A 16,099-nucleotide genomic window follows, 5' to 3' on the forward strand; every position below is an offset into this window, starting at 1 on the left:
GATCAACGATAAACGGCGAGCGACAGCGCGCCGCAGACACAGACAAGCAGGCTCGCCCGGAACAGGTTCGGGTGCCACACGATGCGGTACAGGCCGAGCCACGCGAGCGCGCGGTCGACGAACCAGGTGAGCGCCGCGCCGGCGAGGCATAGCAGCACGATGGTGGGCACGTATGCGTCGAGGAGGGCGATTTCACGCGGCATGGCGAACTCCTGATGAGGCATCGGGCTGCGCGGCCGCGAACGCGGCGAGCGGCGACTGCGCGTCGAGCAGCGCGGTGCGGATGAAATGCAACTGGCTGAGGATGCGCGGCAGCGGGTCGCGCGCGTCGCACGACGGCGACGGCGCATCGGCGTGCAGCACCGGCTGCAGCGCGGCGATCGCGGCATCGGTTGCGGCGCGCGCGGCGGCGAGGCGCGCCGCGTCGGGGCGCTCGAACAGCGCGGCGAGCGCGCGGCGCAGCGTGCGTTCGGCCGCGCGCCAGGGCGTCGATGCAGCGTGACGCGGCGCGGGCGGCAGCGTCGCGAGGTCGGCGCGCAGGTCGAGCACCGCGGTGCCGACTTCGAGCACCGCGAACAGCCAGCGCAGCGTGTCGAGCCGGTACGCGGGCTCGCCTTCCGCGAGCGCCTGGATCTGGAACAGCAGGTCGCGCGTGCCGCTCTCGAAGCGCGTGCGCAGCCGCTCGACGCGCGTGAGGCGCGCGTGGCAGGCGCTCGCCACCGCGCGGCGCAGATCGATCAGCAGGCGGTTGCGCAGCCACGGCGTGGACGGCGGCAGCAGCGTCGCGCAGACGAGCGCGGTGACGATCATCGCCAGCACGATCGCCACCGCGTCGTTCATGAAGGCGGTCGGATCGTAGTGCAGCAGGTTGTCGGGGCCGGCGAGCGTGCAGAAGAACACGCAATAGCCGAAGCCGTAGCCGAGCAGCGTCGGGCGGGTCGTCATGAACACGCCGAGCGCGAGGCAGGGCGTGAGCGCGACGCACAGCAGCGCGAAGCCTTCGATATGCGGATACGCGCCGAACATCGCGGCAAACCCGACGAGCGCCGCGAGCGTCGTGCCGGCCGCCATCTGCGCGGCCATCCGGGCAGGGTACGGCGAGCCGCTCGCGAGCGCGCAGGTGGCCGCGCCGGTGAGCACGAGCGACACGCCGCTCGGCCACGCGGTTGCGATCCAGAACGCGCCGAGCAGCATCACGACCAGCGCGGCGCGCAGCCCGCCGATGACGGCTGCCAGTGCGTTGGTCTTCGGCGTGTAGCGCTCGATCCAGCGTTCGCGCTCGTGCGTGTCGACCGCGAGCGAGGCATAGGTGGCCGCGTAGGCGTGCAGGTCGTCGACGAAGCGGGCGAGCAGTTCGGCCGCGGTGTCGAAGTCGAGCAGCGATGCGTCGCCGTGCGCGGCGAGCGTCGCGCGCGTTGCGCGAATCCGCTGCGGCAGCGCGGCGCGGTAGCCGTCGAGCTGGGCGGCCGCGTGTCCGGCATCGGCGGCGCTGCGCACGGGTTCGCCGGACTTGTCGAGTAGCGGCGCGATCTCCCGGAAGTACGGTTCGAGCGCGTCGATCGCGGCGTGCGCGCCGGCTGCGCGCAGCCGGTTCATCAACTGATGCAGCGTGTGAAAGCGCGTCGACGCGCTCATGAATTCGCTGTTCAGCCGCGACAGCCGGCCGCTGCGCATCCGGGCCTCCGGGCTCTCGAACACCGCGACGCTGCGGGTGGCCTCGAAGCCGACGATATCGGCGACGAAGCGCGCATGCGCCGCTTCGATCTGCGCGCGCTCGACGCGGCCCGCGAGCGACGCACCCACGTGGTCGACAAACGCACTGAAGCGCGCGCGCACGGTCGAGCGCATCTGCTCGCCGGCGTGCTGCGGGAACAGCAGCGCGCTCACCGCGCCCGAGCAGACGATGCCGAGCGTGATTTCGGCGACCCGCGTGAGCGCCGACATGTAGGCGCCGTCCGGATGCTGCGAGGCGGGAATGCCGATCAGCGCGGCCGTGTAGCCCGCAAGGACGAAGCCGTACGAGCGGAAATTGCGGTTGCGCGCCGCGCCGGCGGTGCAGATGCCGACCCAGATCGCCGTCGACGCAATGAACAGCACCGGTTGCTGTGCGAACAGGCCGATCAGCACGAGCATCACGACCAGCCCGACGAGCGTGCCGCAGAACCGGTAGAAGCTCTTCGCGAGCACGCGGCCGCTTTGTTGCGTCATCAGGATGAACACGGTGGTCATCGCGGTGCGCGGCTGCGGCAGGTCGAGCTTCATCGCGATGCCGAGCGCGAGGAACGCAGCCGTCAGCGCCTTCGCGATGTACAGCCAGGTCAGGCCGTCGGTGCGGGCCCAGTCGACGGCGGCGGCGCGCAGCGCCGCGAACGCGAGCGCCGCTCGCGGGGCGGGGGAACGGGGGACGGACATGGGGCGGCCCTATTGCGTGTAGGACGCGTAGGGCGCGCCGGTGGCGGCGTCAGTTGCGCTTTGCGCCTGCGCGGGCGCCTGCTTCGGGTTCTGCCGGTGTTCTTGCGTTGGCGCAAATGTGGATGCGGCGGCAGGCACAGAGGCAGGCACAGAGGCAGGCACAGAGGCAGGCACAGAGGCAGGCACAGAGGCAGGCACAGAGGCGGCCGTTCCGGGCAGGCGCGCTGCGAGCGCTTCGAGCGGGCTGCGCTGCGCGGGTCGCGTTTGCGCGGCTGGCGGGCTGTCGGCGGGCGCGGCGAGGCCGCCGCCGAGCGCGGTCATCAGCGACGCCTGCGCGGCAAGCCGCGCCGCGGCGATGCGCGCGACGCCCTGTTGCGCGCGCAACAACTGGTTTTGCGCGACGAGCACGTTCAGGTAGTCGCTCAGGCCGCGCTGGTAGCTGGCTTTCGACAGCGCGTCATTGCGCTGCGCCGTGTCGACCGAGCGCGCGGCGTCGCGCCGCTGCGCGTCGAGCGAGCGGATCCGCACGATCTGGTCGGCGACGTCCTTCAGCGCGTCGACGAGGGTCTGGTTGTATTGCGCGACGGCTGCGTCGTAGCCGGCGTCGGCGGCGCCCAGTTGCGCGCGCAGACGGCCGCCGTCGAAGATCGGCAGCGACAGCGCGGGTCCCGCGCTCCAGCCGCCGTTGGCCGCGTGCAGGAACTGGAACAGCGGTCCGGCGGCTGCGTAGCCGCCGAGCGACGCGAGCAGGTTGATGTCCGGGTAGAAGCGGGCGTGGGCGACGTCGATGCCGCGTGCCTGCGCGGCCACGCGCCAGCGCGCGGCGACCACGTCGGGCCGGTGGCCGAGCAGGTCGGCCGGCAGCGTCGACGGCAGACCGGCCGGCGCGAGCAGCGACAGCGTGGGCCGCGCGATCGCATCGCCCGCGCCGGGCCCCTTGCCGGCAAGCGCGGCGAGCTGGTTGCGCGCGAGCGCGATATTTTCTTCGAGTTCGTCGATCTGGCGCGCGTACTCGGGGAGCGGCGTTTGCGCTTCGCTCACTTCGAGTTGCGTGCCGAGGCCGCCGCGCAGCCGCCGCGTCGCGAGCGTCACGATCTGCTCCTGCTGCGCGAGCGTCGTGCGCGCGATGTCGAGCAGCGCGTAGTTCATGGACAGCCCGACGTACGCGCGCACGACGTTCGCTTCGAGTTCGAGTTGCGCGGCGCGCGCGTCGGCGGCGCTCGCATGCGCGGTGTCGAGGGCGCGTTCCGCGCTGTTGCGGTCCTGGCCCCACAGGTCGGGATGCCAGGACAGCGTCAGCGAGCCGGTGTTGTTGTAGGTGTTGGCGTCGGCGAGCGATCCCGGGCCGTAATAGAGGTTGTCCGGCCAATGCTGGCGTTGCAGCGACAGGTTGCCCTCCACCTGCGGCGCGAGCGCGGCCTGGGCGACGCCCGCGAGCGACTGCGCGGCGCGCACGCGCGCTTGCGCAACCGCGAGCGACGGATTGTCGGCGAGCGCGGTGTCGATCCACGCGTTCAGTTGCGGGTCGCCGTATGCGCGCCACCAGTCGGTGGCGGGCCACCGCGCATCGGTATTGGCGCTGCGCAGCGCCGCGCCGGCGTCGAGCGCGGCCGGATTGGGCAGGTGCGCGTGCGGCACCCGTCCGCCGGTACTGGCGCAACCTGCGATTGTTAATGAGATTGTAAGAGCCACGAAGGCTGCAATCCCGTTTCGTACCGGAGACAGCACGATTTATCCCTTAATTGACTATAGAAACCTGTGCGTTATTATATTTTTCAGGGGATTCGTGAATAACCCGTAAAAATGCAAGGCATTTTTACGGGTTATGAGAGAATTGCTGTTGCAGGACGTGTAACAATTCGGCCGTCTCGGTAAGGATACGTATGGATACGCTTCAAAACATGCGCGTGTTTGTTCGCGTCGTCGAAGCCGGCAGCTTCACGGGTGCCGCGCAGCATCTGAATACGACGACCGCTTATGCGTCGCGCGCGGTGTCGGATCTCGAAGCGCATCTGCGCACCCGGCTGCTGAACCGCACGACCCGGCGCATCGCGCTCACCGAGGCGGGCGAGCGTTACCTGCAGCGCTGCGAGCAGATCCTCGCGTATGTCGACCAGGCCGAGGCGGAGGCGGGCGACGCGCACGCGCGTCCGTCCGGCAAGCTGAAAGTGCATGCGATGACGAGCTTCGGCCAGCACTACGTGGTGCCGTCGGTGGGGCGGTACCAGCAGCGCTATCCGGACGTGAGCATCGAGCTGACGCTCGCGCAGCGGGTGCCGGACATGCTCGACGAAGGCTATGACGTGACGCTCGTGCTCGCGCAGGCGCTGCCCGATTCGGGCCTGGTGTCGCAGCGGCTGGGCAGCGCGTTCAGCATTGCGTGCGCGTCGCCGGCTTATCTGGAGCGCCACGGGGTGCCGCAAAAGCCCGCGGATCTCGCGCGTCACACCTGCCTGCAGATGCTCACGCCGGTGTTCCCGCCGGACCAGTGGATCTTCGACGGCCCGGACGGCGAAGCGCGCTTCGCGCTCGGTCCGGCGAGCTTCCAGGTGAATGTCGCCGAGGCGCTGGCGGTGGCGGTGCGCGAGGGCATGGGCATCGGGCTGCTGCCGACCTACTCGGCGATCAGCGGCCTGCGCAGCGGCCAGCTGGTCTGGGTGATGCCGGAGTACACGTCGCAGGAAATGAACCTGTATGCGCTCTACGCGTCGCGCCAGTATCTCGACGCGAAGATCCGCACGTGGGTCGAGTTCCTGCGCGACGAACTGCCGGCGACGCTCGCGACCGATCAGGCCGAGCTGCGCCGCTTCGCCCGCACGTGACAGGCCGCGCCGGGCCGCCGGCGCGCTGTTACAGATAGGGGTGGCATCGCAACATTTCCTTACGTCTCGCGCGCGGGCGATTTGATACCGTTGCATGAAGCCTCGGGGTCGGCCGCATGCGGTGCGCTCCGGCACCCCGAATCGCGTGAAATCAAGAGGACATCATGAACCTGCATCTGCTCATCGGCCTGGCCGTCATGCTCGGACTGATCGGCGTGGCCGCATCGCGCAACCTGCTGCGCAGCGCGCGCGCACAGCATCTGGTACCGGTGCGCGTCGGCCGTCGGTCCACCCGGCAACGCTAGGTTCGCGGCGCGCGATGCGCGCCGGCCGGCGTCACACGCCGGCCGGCTCTCCAGCCGCGCTCGATTTCCACCGCCCCGCTAGATTTCCACCACCTTGTCCCACGCGAACAGCGGATTCTCCCACTGTCCGCTCCGCCGGTCGCGATAGCCGCGCGGATTGCACACTACGCGCGTGCCGTTCACCGTGTAGTCGAATGCGGTGTGCGTGTGCCCGTGCACCCAGAGTGCGACCGGCGCGCGCACCAGCTCCGGCAGATGGCTCACGAATCCCGCCGACACCCGGTCGTCCGCATAACGCGCCGCGAGGCTCAGCCGGTGCGGCGCGTGGTGCGTGACGACGATCGTCTTGCCGGCGAACGGTTTCGCCAGTTCGGCGGCGAGCCACGCGCGCGCGTGCTCGTGCAGCGCGAGCGCGTCAGCCGGCGTGAAATTGCGCGGGTCCGGGTCGCCGGGGGCTGCATGAGCGCCGCGCGGCCAGCTCACCTGGATCGGGCCGCGAAAATCCAGCATGACGCTCTGGGCCGCGCGCATGGCGTCCGCGCGTGCGGCGGCGTCGGCGCCGTAGAGCGCGAAGTCGCTCCAGAGCGTCGTGCCGAGCACACGCCACGCGCGCTCGGGTCCGACGAGCGTCGCATTGTTCAGCACGTGCACGTCGTCGACCGCCGCGCCCGCATCGTGCAGCGCGACTTCGAGCGCGCCGAATTCGCCGTCGTAGTATTCGTGATTGCCCGGCACGTAGACGACCGGCGCCGCGCCGTCAAAGGTCTGTGCGGCCCAGCGCGGGCCGGCCGCGTGGTTGTGGATGTCGCCGGCCAGCACGATCAGGTCGGCCGGCGCATGCGGGATCAGTTCGGGTTCGTCGCATTCCAGATGCAGATCGGACAGCACGCGGATCTTCACGGACAGCACTCCGGTTCGCTGCGAATGGGCCTAGCGTAGCACCTTGCCGGGATTCATCAGGTTCAGCGGATCGAGCGCCTGCTTGAGCGCGCGCATCAGCTGCACCTCGACGGGCTGCTTGTAGTGCGCCGCCTCGTCCACTTTCAACTGGCCGAGCCCGTGTTCCGCGCTGATGCTGCCGCGGTGCCGGTGTACGCTGTCGTAGACGATGCCGTTGATCTTCGTCTGGAAGCCGGCGAGGAAGGTCCCGGCGTCGACGCCCTCGGGCGCCTGCACGTTGTAGTGCAGATTGCCGTCGCCGAGATGGCCGAACGTGACCATTCTCGCACCCGGCGCGGCCGCGGCGATCAGCGCGTCCGTCTCGTCGATGAAGTGGCCGATCCGCGAGATCGGCACCGCGATGTCGTGCTTGATGTTCAGCCCTTCCTCGGCTTGCGCGAGCGGAATATGCTCGCGCAGGTTCCAGAACGCCTGCGACTGGGCGAGATTTTCGGCCACCACCGCGTCCGCGACGAGACCCTGTTCGAGTGCGGTTTCCATCAGTTGTTCGAACAGCGCACGCGCGTGGACTTCGCTCTCGCTGTCCGACAGTTCGAGCAGCACGACCTGCGGATGCGAGGTGTCGAACGGGTAGCGCATCGCCGGAAAATGCCGGCCGACGAGCTTCAGACAGACATCCGACATCAGTTCGAAGCCGGTCAGCAGCGGCCCCGTGACCTGTTGCGCGAGCGCGAGGAAGTCGAGCGCCGCATGGGGCGACGCGAGTGCGGCGAGCGCCGTGACGCGCGCGGCCGGCAGCGGGTGGAGCTTCAGTACCGCGGCCGTGATGATGCCGAGCGTGCCCTCCGCGCCGATGAACAGGTCGCGCAGGTCGTATCCGGTATTGTCCTTGCGCAGCCCGCGCAGTCCGTCCCACAGCTCGCCTTGCGCGGTCACGACTTCGAGGCCGAGACACAGCTCGCGCGTGTTGCCATAGCGCAGCACCCCGGTGCCGCCGGCGTTGGTCGACAGATTGCCGCCGATCGTGCAGCTGCCTTCGGCGGCGAGGCTCAGCGGGAACAGGCGGCCGGCCGCCTCGGCGCGCGCCTGCACTTCGGCGAGGATCACGCCGGCTTCGACGGTGATCGTGTTGTTGTGCGGATCGACGTCGCGCACGCGGTTCAGGCGGCGCAGGCTCAGCACCGCCTGACGACCGCTCGCGTCGGGCGTGGCGCCGCCGGCGAGGCCGGTGTTGCCGCCCTGCGGCACGAGCGCGATGCGATGCGAGAAGGCAAGCCGCACCAGCGCGGCGACCTCGGCGGCGTCCGCGGGACACAGCACCGCGAGCGCCGCGCCGGTGTAGCGGCGGCGCCAGTCGGTCAGGTACGGCGCGACGTCGTGCGGGTCGGTAAGCACGTGGGCGGCGCCGATTGCCTGGCGGCACGCGGCGACAAAGGCGGATGGGGCGGCGCGGGCAGGAGATTCGGTCATGACGGGGGTTCCACGGAAACGGGGGGGGCTGATCAGCGGCGCCGCGCCGCGCGTTTGAACGGCGCGACGTACGCGAGCGCGCAGACGAAGAAACCCACCGCGAGCAGCGTTTCGAGCCAGCCCAGCGACGCGGACCCGCCGCGGTCGGTCATGCCGCGCACGATGCCTTCGGCCATGTACAGCAGGATCAGCATCGACGCCCACTGCAGCGTATAGAGCCGCGCGCGCAACACGCCGGGCAGCGCGAGCAGCAGCGGCACGGCCTTGAGAACGAGGGCGGAGCCGCCGGGGCGCAGCGGGGCGAGCCGCCACTCCCATGCGATGGCGAGCGCGATCAGCAGCACGAGTGTCGCGCCGGCGCCGCGCGCGGCCCACGGGCGCGCGAGCGCGGCGGGGTCGTGCGCCGACGCGCGCGCCGCAGAGTCCGCGCTGCCGTGTCGCGTGTTCACGGGCGCTCGCCCAGGGCTGCCGCGGTTCGCGCGACACGCGCGCCGAGCGCGACGGCGAGCGCTTTTTCGTCCGCGGTGAGGCCTTGTTGCGCGTGCTGCGCGCGGGCGAAATGCGATGCGCCGTATGGCGTGCCGCCGGCCTGGGTCGTGCTCAGCGCGCTTTCGGTGTACGGGATGCCGACCAGCAGCATTCCGTGATGCAGCAGCGGCAGCATCATCGACAGCAGCGTCGACTCCTGGCCGCCGTGCAGGCTGCCGGTGGACGTGAAAACGCACGCCGGCTTGCCGGCCAGCGCGCCGGACAGCCATTGGGGCGTCGTCCCGTCGAGAAAATACTTGAGCGAAGCGGCCATGTTGCCGAAGCGGGTGGGCGAACCGAGCGCGAGGCCCGCGCACTCCTCGAGATCGCGCAGTTCCGCATAAGGCGGGCCGTCCTGCGGTATCTCGGGCGCGCTGGCCTCGCATACGGCCGACACGGCCGGCACGGTGCGCACGCGCGCCTGCATGCCGGGCACGCTGTCGACGCCTTGCGCGATCGCGCGCGCGAGTTCGCGCGTCGCGCCATGCCGGCTGTAATAAAGCACGAGAATGTCTTTCATGGGCGGGAAGAAGTGAACGGGTATTATAGGGGTGGGTCCGCGGCGGCGCCCATCGGCCGAACGGCCGGTGCGGGAGGGACGCGCGTGCGGTACGTGCTTTACGCAACGGGGAGGTGAGCGTGTTGGCCAGGGTGCGTTTCGACCTCGATACGCTCAAACGTCTCGCGCGCTTCGCGGCGACGCGCTGCGGCGAGGACCGCATCGCGCAGGTCGCGGGCAGTCTCACGTTCACGACCATGCTGGCGCTCGTGCCGCTTGCGACCGTGGCGTTCGCGCTGTTCACCGCGTTTCCGATCTTCGCGTCGTTCCAGGTCTCGCTACAGGGATTTCTGGCCGATCACCTGATGCCGGCGCAATTCAACGACCAGATCTTCAAGTACCTGAACCAGTTCGCCGCGAAGGCCAAGGGCCTGACGACGATGGGCATGATCGTGCTGTTCGTCACCGCGGTGATGACAATGATGACCGTGGAGTCGGCCTTCAACGTGATCTGGCGCGTGCGCAAGCCGCGCCCGCTCGCGCAGCGCGTGCTGGCTTACTGGGCGGTGGTCACGCTCGGGCCGGTGCTGATCGGGTTCAGCCTGTCGATCTCGTCGTATCTGTTCACCCGTTCGATGGCATTCGGCGCGGCACAGCACGTGACGCCGCTGATCTCATGGGCGCTGGCGGGCGCGACGCTGCCGTTCACCGCGCTTGCGTTCACGATGCTCTACGTGTACTTGCCGAACTGCCGCGTCGAGTGGCGCGATGCGCTGGTTGGCGGCGTCGCGGCGGCGGTCGCGTTCGAGCTGGCCAAGCGCGGCTTTGGCTACTACGTCCGCCATATTCCGACCTATACGGCCGTCTACGGCGCATTCGCCGCGGTGCCGATGTTCCTGCTCTGGATGTACCTGAGCTGGTTCATTACGCTCGCCGGCGCGACGATCGTGTCGGCGCTGCCGGCGATCCGGATTGGCCAGTTCCACCGGCCGCGCTTCGCGGGCAGCGACCTGTTCGACGCGCTCGAGCTGCTCGCGCGGCTTTCCGAGGCGCGCGAGGCCGGGGCGCGCGGCTACACGGTGCACGATCTCGGACGCAAGCTGCGCCGCGACGCCGATACCGTGACCCGCCTGCTGGCGACGCTCGAAGAGATCGAATGGATCGCGCGTCTCGAGGACGACGGCGAGGCGCCACGCTTCGTACTGCTGGCCAATCCGGATCAGGTGACGGTCGAGCGGCTGTTCGACCGGTTCGTGATCGATCGCGCGGAACTCGCCTACCAGCTGAACCTGGAGTCGACCCGCGTGGACGCCCGGATACTGCTCTCGGCGCTCGAAAGCGACCGGCTGAAGGTGTCGCTTGCGACGCTGGTGGCGGCGCGCGCGCTGACGCGCGGCGCACGCAATCAGCCCGCGGCGGGCCACGGCGCGGCGATACCGCATCAGCCCGCGTAAGCGGGCAGCGCGGCGCGCGCGGGCGTGTCCGTGCCGCTGCCGCTACAGCGAAATCTTGCCGGTGCAGATGTCCCTGAACATCACACAGTCGCCCATCAGGCTATACACAGGGTGCCTGAAGGTGGCGGGGCGGTTCTTCTCGAAGAAGAAATGTCCGATCCACGCGAACCCGTAGCCACAAATGACCGCTGCCGGCAGCCACAGCCAGCTGTCGGTTGCAAACGCCATCGCGAGACAGCCGATGACGCCGAGCGAGCCGATGAAGTGCAGGCGCCGGCACACGGGGTTGCGGTGCTCGCCCAGATAGAACGGATAGAACTCCGCGAAACTGGCGAAGTGGTCGGTGTGTGTGGTGTGCGCCATCATGACCTCCCTTTTCTGCTCCCGCCGCCTGCGTGACCGCACGCCTCTGCGTGCGCCGTGCACCGGGCATGGCGGCGCCCGCACGCGCAAGGCATGCGGGTCTGGATTCATTGTGCTGCGATCGCGTGTTCCGCGCAACCTGGCCGTCCGGCCGATGGTGCACGCGGCGCGGCGCCGCTATCGTCAAGGCGGTGGGGCAGCGGAGTGTGTGCAGGCGAAGGCGAACAGCGCGTCGAGTGTTGCATCGGGCTGCTCGGTCATCATGGCGTGGCCGGCGTCGAGCGTGACCGTGTCTACCTGCGGGCTGGACTGGCCGAGCACGCCGGCAAGGGCTCGGGCCGAACGCGGCGGCGTCATCACATCGTGCCGGCCGACCAGCAGGCGTACCGGGCAGCGCACCTGTGCGGCCCGCGCGAGGCCGTCTGCGTAGCCGTGGCAGGCCGCGAAATCGGTGTGAAAGAGGCCGGGCTCGCCTGTGGCTGACACACGCTCCATCAGTCGCTGGTTCATCCCGCGCAACCAGAAGCCGGGCACGGGGTTGGCCGGTGCGGCGGCAAGCGGGGCGTGCGACCAGCCGTTGACCATCGCGATCGCGTCCGGTTCGCGGTGCAGCGCCGCGTCGAGCAGCGCGTCGGACACCGTCATGGGCACCGCGGTGGCGACGAGCGCCAGATGGGTGGCGCGGGCGGGGTAGCGGGCGGCGAAATCGAGCGCGACGAGCGAGCCCATGCTGTGGCCGATCACGCAGGCGCGCGCGACGCCGGCCGCGTCGAGCAGGGCCGCCAGCCAGTCGGCCAGCGCGTCGATCCGGGTCAGCGCCGGACCGGCGCTACGGCAGTGGCCTGGCAGGTCGGGCGCGAGCACGCCGAAGCCGTGATGCGCGAAGTAGCGGCTTTGCAGCGCCCAGATGCTGTGATCGTGCTCGGCGCCGTGAATGAAGACCGCGCATGGCAGCGCAGGGTCGAACGGCTTGCCGCCGGTATACGCGTAGGCCGCGCTGCCGTGAACGTCGAGGATCATGCGGATTCCTTGCGCGCGGCAGCGTGGGTCGACCTGCCCGCAGATCCGCCCGCGGCCTTCGTCGCGGCCTTCAGTGCGCGCTTGAGGTCGTCGATCAGGTCGTCCGGATCTTCGAGGCCGATCGACAGGCGGATCGTGCCTTCGGCGATGCCGGCCGCGGCCAGCGCGGCGGCATCCATCCGGAAGTGCGTGGTGGAGGCCGGATGGATCACGAGCGAACGTGCGTCGCCGACGTTGGCCAGATGCGAGAACAGCGCGAGCGCCTCGATGAAGCGCTGGCCCGTGGCGCGGTCGCCGCGCAGGTTGAAGCTGAAGACGGCGCCCGCGCCGCGCGGCAGAAGGCGCCGCGCGAGTGCGTGATCGGGGTGCGACGGCAACTCCGGGTAGGCGACGGATTCGACGGCCGGCTGGGCCGCGAGGAATTCGACCACCTTGCGGGTGTTCTCGACGTGGCGTGCCATGCGCAGCGGCAGGGTCTCGATGCCCTGCAGCAGTTGCCAGGCGGCCTGCGGATGCAGGCACGCGCCGAAGTCGCGCAACCCCTCGCGGCGGGCGCGCAGCAGGAACGGCGCAACCGTGCTTTCCTCGGCGAAGACCATGCCGTGAAAGCCCTCATAAGGCTCGGTGAGCTCGGGAAAGCGCCCGGAGGCCGCGAAGTCGAAGGTACCGCCGTCGACCAGCACGCCGCCGATCGTCGTGCCGTGGCCGCCGAGGAACTTGGTTGCCGAGTGGTAGACGAGGTCGGCGCCATGCTCGAACGGCTTCAGCAGCCAGGGCGTCGTGAACGTCGAGTCGACCAGCAGCGGCACGCGCTGGCGATGCGCGATGTCTGCGAGCGCCGCGATGTCGAGCACGTCGAGCCCCGGGTTGCCGAGGGTTTCGCCGAACAGCAGCCGGGTGTTCGGGCGGAGCGCCGCGCGCCAGGCGGCCAGATCGCCCGGCTTCACGAACGTGGTTTCGATGCCGAAGCGCCGCAGCGTGTAGTGCAGCAGGTTGTGCGAGCCGCCATACAGCGCGCTGGAGGCGACGATGTGAGAGCCGGCGCCCATCAGCGTGGCGATCGCGAGGTGCAGCGCCGCCTGGCCGCTCGCGGTGCCGATCGCGCCGGCGCCGTTTTCGAGCGCCGCGACCCGTTCCTCGAAGACGGCGACTGTCGGGTTGGAAAGGCGCGAGTACACATGTCCCGCGCGCTCCATGTTGAACAGCGCGGCCGCGTGGTCGGTATCGCGAAAGGCAAACGACGTGCTCTGGTAGATCGGCGTCGCGCGCGCGCCGGTCGTGGGGTCGGGGGCGGCGCCGGCATGCAGCGCAAGCGTGTCGAAGCGGTTGGCGGGCATCCTGGGCGGCGGAACCACGGACGGTTCCGCGAACGGTGAACGTGGTGGCCATCGTATCACCGCGGCGCCCGGCATCAAGCCCTCCGGGCGGGCCGCGCGAGGGCCGGCGGGTGGCGGCGTCGCTTTTCTTTTACAGGTCTTTCAGCTAGGATCAAAAGTCGGTTCAGGATTAACGGCTCTACCGGATGCACAGGAGACAACCATGCGAGTCAGCGACATTCTCAAGGTCAAGGGCAACACGCTTTTTACGGTTACGCCGGATACGCCGCTGCACGACGCAGTCAACACGATGGCGGAGCACGACATCGGTTCGCTGGTTGTCATGGAATATGGCGATCTGGTCGGCATGCTGACGTTTCGCGAGATCATCCAGACGCTCAGCAAGCATGACGGCAGCGTGGGCACCGCGACAATCCGCAGGGTGATGGACGACCATCCGATCACCTGCACCCCGGAAACGGATGTGAACGAAGTGCGGCGCATCATGCTGGAACACCATGTGCGCTATCTGCCGGTCATGGAGAGCCGCACGCTGATGGGCGTGATCTCGTTCTACGACGTCGCGAAGGCGGTGGTCGAGGAGCAGGGGTTCGAGAACCGGATGCTCAAAGCCTACATTCGCGACTGGCCCGAAGAACCCGAGCAGCAGCAGGCCCGCTAGCCGCGCCCCGCTGCGTTCCCGCGGGCGCTGCGAGGGCTGCGGCGGCTGTTGCGGTTGCCTCGCGTCGCGCCGTGTTGTCCCGTGCCGCCCCGTTTTGCCTTTGCACGGTCTCTTCCAGTCCCGCAGGCGGGGCGCCGGCCGCCGGGCCGGTCGCCAGCAGGACCTGACCGGGTGCCGTTTCGGCTCCGTCCGCCGGCATAGCGTCGCGCCCGTTTCATCGCGCTGTCGCCGGGGTCCGTCATCCCGGCGGGGCGGTGGTACGCCGGCGACGTGCGCCGGACTCATCCATTGCGCATAGCGCGCCCATCGTGCCGGCCGGCTGCCGGCGCGTCCTCACTGCACTGACTCTCATGAGCGATCGTTCCTTGCCTTCTGCCCGCCGGGCTGCCCGCGGCGAAGCGCACGACTCCCAGTTCCGGCTGCTCGGCGAGCGGCGGTTCGCGCCATTCTTCTGGACCCAGTTCCTCGGCGCGATGAACGACAACGTCTTCAAGATCGGTTTCACGTCGCTCGTGACGTACCAGAGCGCGCGCTTCTCCGGCGTCGACGCGGGGACGGCCGCGTTCCTCATCGCGGCTATCTTCATCCTGCCTTTCGTGCTGTTCTCGGCAACCTCCGGCCAGATTGCCGACAAATACGACAAGGCGACGCTCACCCGTCTCGTCAAGACCTTCGAGATCGCGGTGATGCTGACCGGCGGCGCCGGCTTCTGGCTGTACAGCGCGCCGCTGCTCTATCTGTGCACGTTCCTGATGGGGGTGCATTCGACGCTGTTCGGCCCCGTCAAATATGCGTATCTGCCCCAGCATCTCGGCAAGACCGAACTGGTCGGCGGCAACGGCCTCGTCGAGATGGGCACGTTCGTCGCGATCCTGCTCGGCACGATCGCGGGCGGCGAGGCCGCGGCGCTGCCCGCGCACGGCGCCGCCGTGCTGGCGGGCCTGTGCATCGCGATCGCGCTCGTCGGGCGCGGCGTCTCGGCGGGCGTGCCGCGTACGCCCGCGCCGCAGCCGCAGTTGCGCATCAACTGGAATCCGTTCAGCGAAACCTGGCGCAACCTGCGGATCGCGCGCGAGAACCGGACGGTCTTCCTGAGCCTGCTCGGCATTTCGTGGCTGTGGTTCGTCGGTGCGACGTTTCTGTCGTCGTTTTTCCGTTTTGCGAAAGACGTCCTGTCGGCGAGTCCCGACGTCGTGACCGTGCTGCTGGCGACGTTCTCGGTCGGGATCGGAACCGGCTCGCTGTTGTGCGAGCGGCTCTCGAAGCGGCGCATCGAGATCGGTCTCGTGCCGCTCGGCTCGATCGGCATCAGCGTGTTCGCCATCGACCTGTTTTTCGCGAGCCACGCGCGGCCGGCCGCCGGCGCGCTGCTCGGGGTCGGCGCGTTCCTTGCGGTGCCGGCGAACTGGCGCGTGCTCGCCGACCTGTTTCTGCTCGCGATGTTCGGCGGCTTCTACAGCGTGCCGCTCTACGCGCTGATCCAGAATCTCAGCCAGCCGAGCCATCGCGCCCGCATCATCGCGGCGAACAATATCCTGAATTCGCTGTTCATGATCGTGTCGGCGCTGCTCGCGATCGCGCTGAGCGCGGCGGGTGTCGGGATTCCGGGGATTTTCCTCGTCACCGCGCTGCTGAACGTCGCGGTCGCCGCGTACATCTACGGACTCGCGCCGGCGTTCCTGCTGCGTTTCGTCGCGTGGCTGCTGGTGCACACGTTCTACCGCATCCGTCTCGTGCATGCGGAACGGATTCCGGAGGAGGGCGGCGCGGTGCTCGTGTGCAACCACGTGAGCTATGTCGACGCGCTTGTGATCATGGCCGAAAGTCCGCGGCCGATCCGCTTCGTGATGGATCACCGCATCTTCCGCACGCCGTTTGCCGGCTGGCTGTTCCGTCACGCAAACGCGATTCCGATCGCGCCCGCGCACGAGGACGCGGCGTTGCTCGCGCGTGCCTACGACCGCTGTGCCGAGGCGCTTGCGCAGGGCGAACTCGTGTGCATCTTTCCCGAAGGCAAGCTCACGCGCGACGGCGAGATGAACCCGTTTCGCCACGGCGTGGCCGAGATTCTCGGGCGCTCCCCGGTGCCGGTGGTGCCGATGGCGCTGCGCGGCCTGTGGGGCAGCGTCTTTTCGCGTGCGCCCGACGTGCACTGGCCGCGGCCGGTCCAGCGGGGCGTGATGAGCCGGCTGACGCTGGCGGTCGGCGAGCCGCTCGAGCCGCAGCAGGCGTCGCCGCAGGTGCTGCAGCAACGCGTCGCCGAGCTGCGCGGCGCGCGCCGCTGACCGGGCGCGCCCGGCGGCGGCCGGGCCGCGCTGGCATAATAGC

Annotated in this window: 15 protein-coding genes; 5 read left to right on the forward strand and 10 right to left on the reverse strand. The window is 69.4% G+C overall.

The features are described from left to right. Positions 1 to 2 precede the first annotated feature (2 nt). From AC3AP7_RS03990 to AC3AP7_RS04000, 3 genes are read right to left on the reverse strand one after another with little or no spacing between them, the layout of a single operon-like run. Positions 3 to 203, reverse strand: coding sequence for a DUF1656 domain-containing protein (locus AC3AP7_RS03990; RefSeq protein ID WP_475765344.1), 201 nt, complete (start codon positions 201 to 203; stop codon positions 3 to 5). Then, positions 193 to 2,412, reverse strand: coding sequence for an FUSC family protein (locus tag AC3AP7_RS03995; RefSeq protein WP_475765342.1), 2,220 nt, complete (start codon positions 2,410 to 2,412; stop codon positions 193 to 195). Before AC3AP7_RS03995 ends, AC3AP7_RS03990 begins: the two co-directional genes overlap by 11 nt. 9 nt (positions 2,413 to 2,421) lie before the next feature. Further along, positions 2,422 to 4,140, reverse strand: a complete 1,719-nt coding sequence (locus tag AC3AP7_RS04000) for an efflux transporter outer membrane subunit (RefSeq protein WP_475765340.1) — start codon at positions 4,138 to 4,140, stop codon at positions 2,422 to 2,424. A 155-nt stretch (positions 4,141 to 4,295) separates the two neighbouring features. On the opposite strand from AC3AP7_RS04000, the gene AC3AP7_RS04005 reads away from it, so the two are divergent. Beyond that, positions 4,296 to 5,234: a LysR family transcriptional regulator gene (locus AC3AP7_RS04005; RefSeq protein WP_475765338.1), complete on the forward strand. Its 939-nt coding sequence runs from the start codon at positions 4,296 to 4,298 to the stop codon at positions 5,232 to 5,234. A 164-nt stretch (positions 5,235 to 5,398) separates the two neighbouring features. After that, positions 5,399 to 5,539, forward strand: coding sequence for a hypothetical protein (locus tag AC3AP7_RS04010; RefSeq protein WP_475765337.1), 141 nt, complete (start codon positions 5,399 to 5,401; stop codon positions 5,537 to 5,539). Positions 5,540 to 5,617: 78 nt separating this feature from the next. Here the strand turns inward: AC3AP7_RS04010 and AC3AP7_RS04015 are convergent, their stop codons facing one another. From AC3AP7_RS04015 to wrbA, 4 genes are read right to left on the reverse strand one after another with little or no spacing between them, the layout of a single operon-like run. Further along, on the reverse strand, positions 5,618 to 6,439 hold the full coding sequence (locus AC3AP7_RS04015) for a metallophosphoesterase (RefSeq protein WP_475765335.1): 822 nt from the start codon (positions 6,437 to 6,439) through the stop codon (positions 5,618 to 5,620). Between the two features lie 30 nt (positions 6,440 to 6,469). Next, complete coding sequence (locus AC3AP7_RS04020; RefSeq protein ID WP_475765333.1) at positions 6,470 to 7,909, reverse strand: FAD-binding oxidoreductase; 1,440 nt, start codon at positions 7,907 to 7,909, stop codon at positions 6,470 to 6,472. A 32-nt stretch (positions 7,910 to 7,941) separates the two neighbouring features. Next, positions 7,942 to 8,358, reverse strand: a complete 417-nt coding sequence (locus tag AC3AP7_RS04025) for a DUF2069 domain-containing protein (RefSeq protein ID WP_475765331.1) — start codon at positions 8,356 to 8,358, stop codon at positions 7,942 to 7,944. Continuing rightward, a complete protein-coding gene (wrbA, locus tag AC3AP7_RS04030) occupies positions 8,355 to 8,957 on the reverse strand; it encodes an NAD(P)H:quinone oxidoreductase (RefSeq protein ID WP_475765329.1) in 603 nt (200 codons plus the stop codon). Before wrbA ends, AC3AP7_RS04025 begins: the two co-directional genes overlap by 4 nt. Positions 8,958 to 9,076: 119 nt before the next feature. Between wrbA and AC3AP7_RS04035 the strand changes: the two genes are divergently transcribed. Continuing rightward, complete coding sequence (locus tag AC3AP7_RS04035; protein WP_475765328.1) at positions 9,077 to 10,390, forward strand: YihY family inner membrane protein; 1,314 nt, start codon at positions 9,077 to 9,079, stop codon at positions 10,388 to 10,390. 42 nt (positions 10,391 to 10,432) lie between these two features. Here the strand turns inward: AC3AP7_RS04035 and AC3AP7_RS04040 are convergent, their stop codons facing one another. The 3 genes from AC3AP7_RS04040 to AC3AP7_RS04050 all read right to left on the reverse strand — a co-directional run bounded on the left by AC3AP7_RS04040 (position 10,433) and on the right by AC3AP7_RS04050 (position 13,110). Continuing rightward, positions 10,433 to 10,753, reverse strand: coding sequence for an Mpo1-like protein (locus AC3AP7_RS04040; protein WP_475767791.1), 321 nt, complete (start codon positions 10,751 to 10,753; stop codon positions 10,433 to 10,435). A gap of 183 nt (positions 10,754 to 10,936) precedes the next feature. Beyond that, a complete protein-coding gene (locus tag AC3AP7_RS04045; RefSeq protein WP_475765326.1) occupies positions 10,937 to 11,773 on the reverse strand; it encodes an alpha/beta fold hydrolase in 837 nt (278 codons plus the stop codon). Beyond that, a complete protein-coding gene (locus tag AC3AP7_RS04050; protein WP_475767789.1) occupies positions 11,770 to 13,110 on the reverse strand; it encodes an O-acetylhomoserine aminocarboxypropyltransferase in 1,341 nt (446 codons plus the stop codon). Before AC3AP7_RS04050 ends, AC3AP7_RS04045 begins: the two co-directional genes overlap by 4 nt. Positions 13,111 to 13,312: 202 nt before the next feature. Here AC3AP7_RS04050 and AC3AP7_RS04055 point away from each other — a divergent pair, with 202 nt between their 5' ends. Beyond that, entirely contained in the window at positions 13,313 to 13,771 is a 459-nt protein-coding gene (locus tag AC3AP7_RS04055; RefSeq protein ID WP_475765324.1) for a CBS domain-containing protein, read from the forward strand. 350 nt (positions 13,772 to 14,121) lie between these two features. After that, positions 14,122 to 16,056 (forward strand): MFS transporter, encoded by a 1,935-nt coding sequence (locus AC3AP7_RS04060; RefSeq protein ID WP_475765322.1) that lies wholly within the window; start codon positions 14,122 to 14,124, stop codon positions 16,054 to 16,056. Positions 16,057 to 16,099 lie beyond the last annotated feature (43 nt).

Source organism: Paraburkholderia sp. PAMB 6770 (genome assembly GCF_057748135.1).

What these genes read in the sequence shown, in the direction of transcription:
- AC3AP7_RS04010 (WP_475765337.1), top strand. Translation starts at nt 5,399, where the DNA reads ATGAACCTGCATCTGCTCATCGGCCTGGCCGTCATGCTCGGACTGATC.
- AC3AP7_RS03995 (WP_475765342.1), bottom strand. Translation starts at nt 2,412, where the DNA reads ATGTCCGTCCCCCGTTCCCCCGCCCCGCGAGCGGCGCTCGCGTTCGCG.
- AC3AP7_RS04045 (WP_475765326.1), bottom strand. Translation starts at nt 11,773, where the DNA reads ATGATCCTCGACGTTCACGGCAGCGCGGCCTACGCGTATACCGGCGGC.
- wrbA (WP_475765329.1), bottom strand. Translation starts at nt 8,957, where the DNA reads ATGAAAGACATTCTCGTGCTTTATTACAGCCGGCATGGCGCGACGCGC.
- AC3AP7_RS04020 (WP_475765333.1), bottom strand. Translation starts at nt 7,909, where the DNA reads ATGACCGAATCTCCTGCCCGCGCCGCCCCATCCGCCTTTGTCGCCGCG.
- AC3AP7_RS04050 (WP_475767789.1), bottom strand. Translation starts at nt 13,110, where the DNA reads ATGCCCGCCAACCGCTTCGACACGCTTGCGCTGCATGCCGGCGCCGCC.
- AC3AP7_RS04060 (WP_475765322.1), top strand. Translation starts at nt 14,122, where the DNA reads ATGAGCGATCGTTCCTTGCCTTCTGCCCGCCGGGCTGCCCGCGGCGAA.
- AC3AP7_RS04040 (WP_475767791.1), bottom strand. Translation starts at nt 10,753, where the DNA reads ATGGCGCACACCACACACACCGACCACTTCGCCAGTTTCGCGGAGTTC.
- AC3AP7_RS04005 (WP_475765338.1), top strand. Translation starts at nt 4,296, where the DNA reads ATGGATACGCTTCAAAACATGCGCGTGTTTGTTCGCGTCGTCGAAGCC.
- AC3AP7_RS04055 (WP_475765324.1), top strand. Translation starts at nt 13,313, where the DNA reads ATGCGAGTCAGCGACATTCTCAAGGTCAAGGGCAACACGCTTTTTACG.
- AC3AP7_RS03990 (WP_475765344.1), bottom strand. Translation starts at nt 203, where the DNA reads ATGCCGCGTGAAATCGCCCTCCTCGACGCATACGTGCCCACCATCGTG.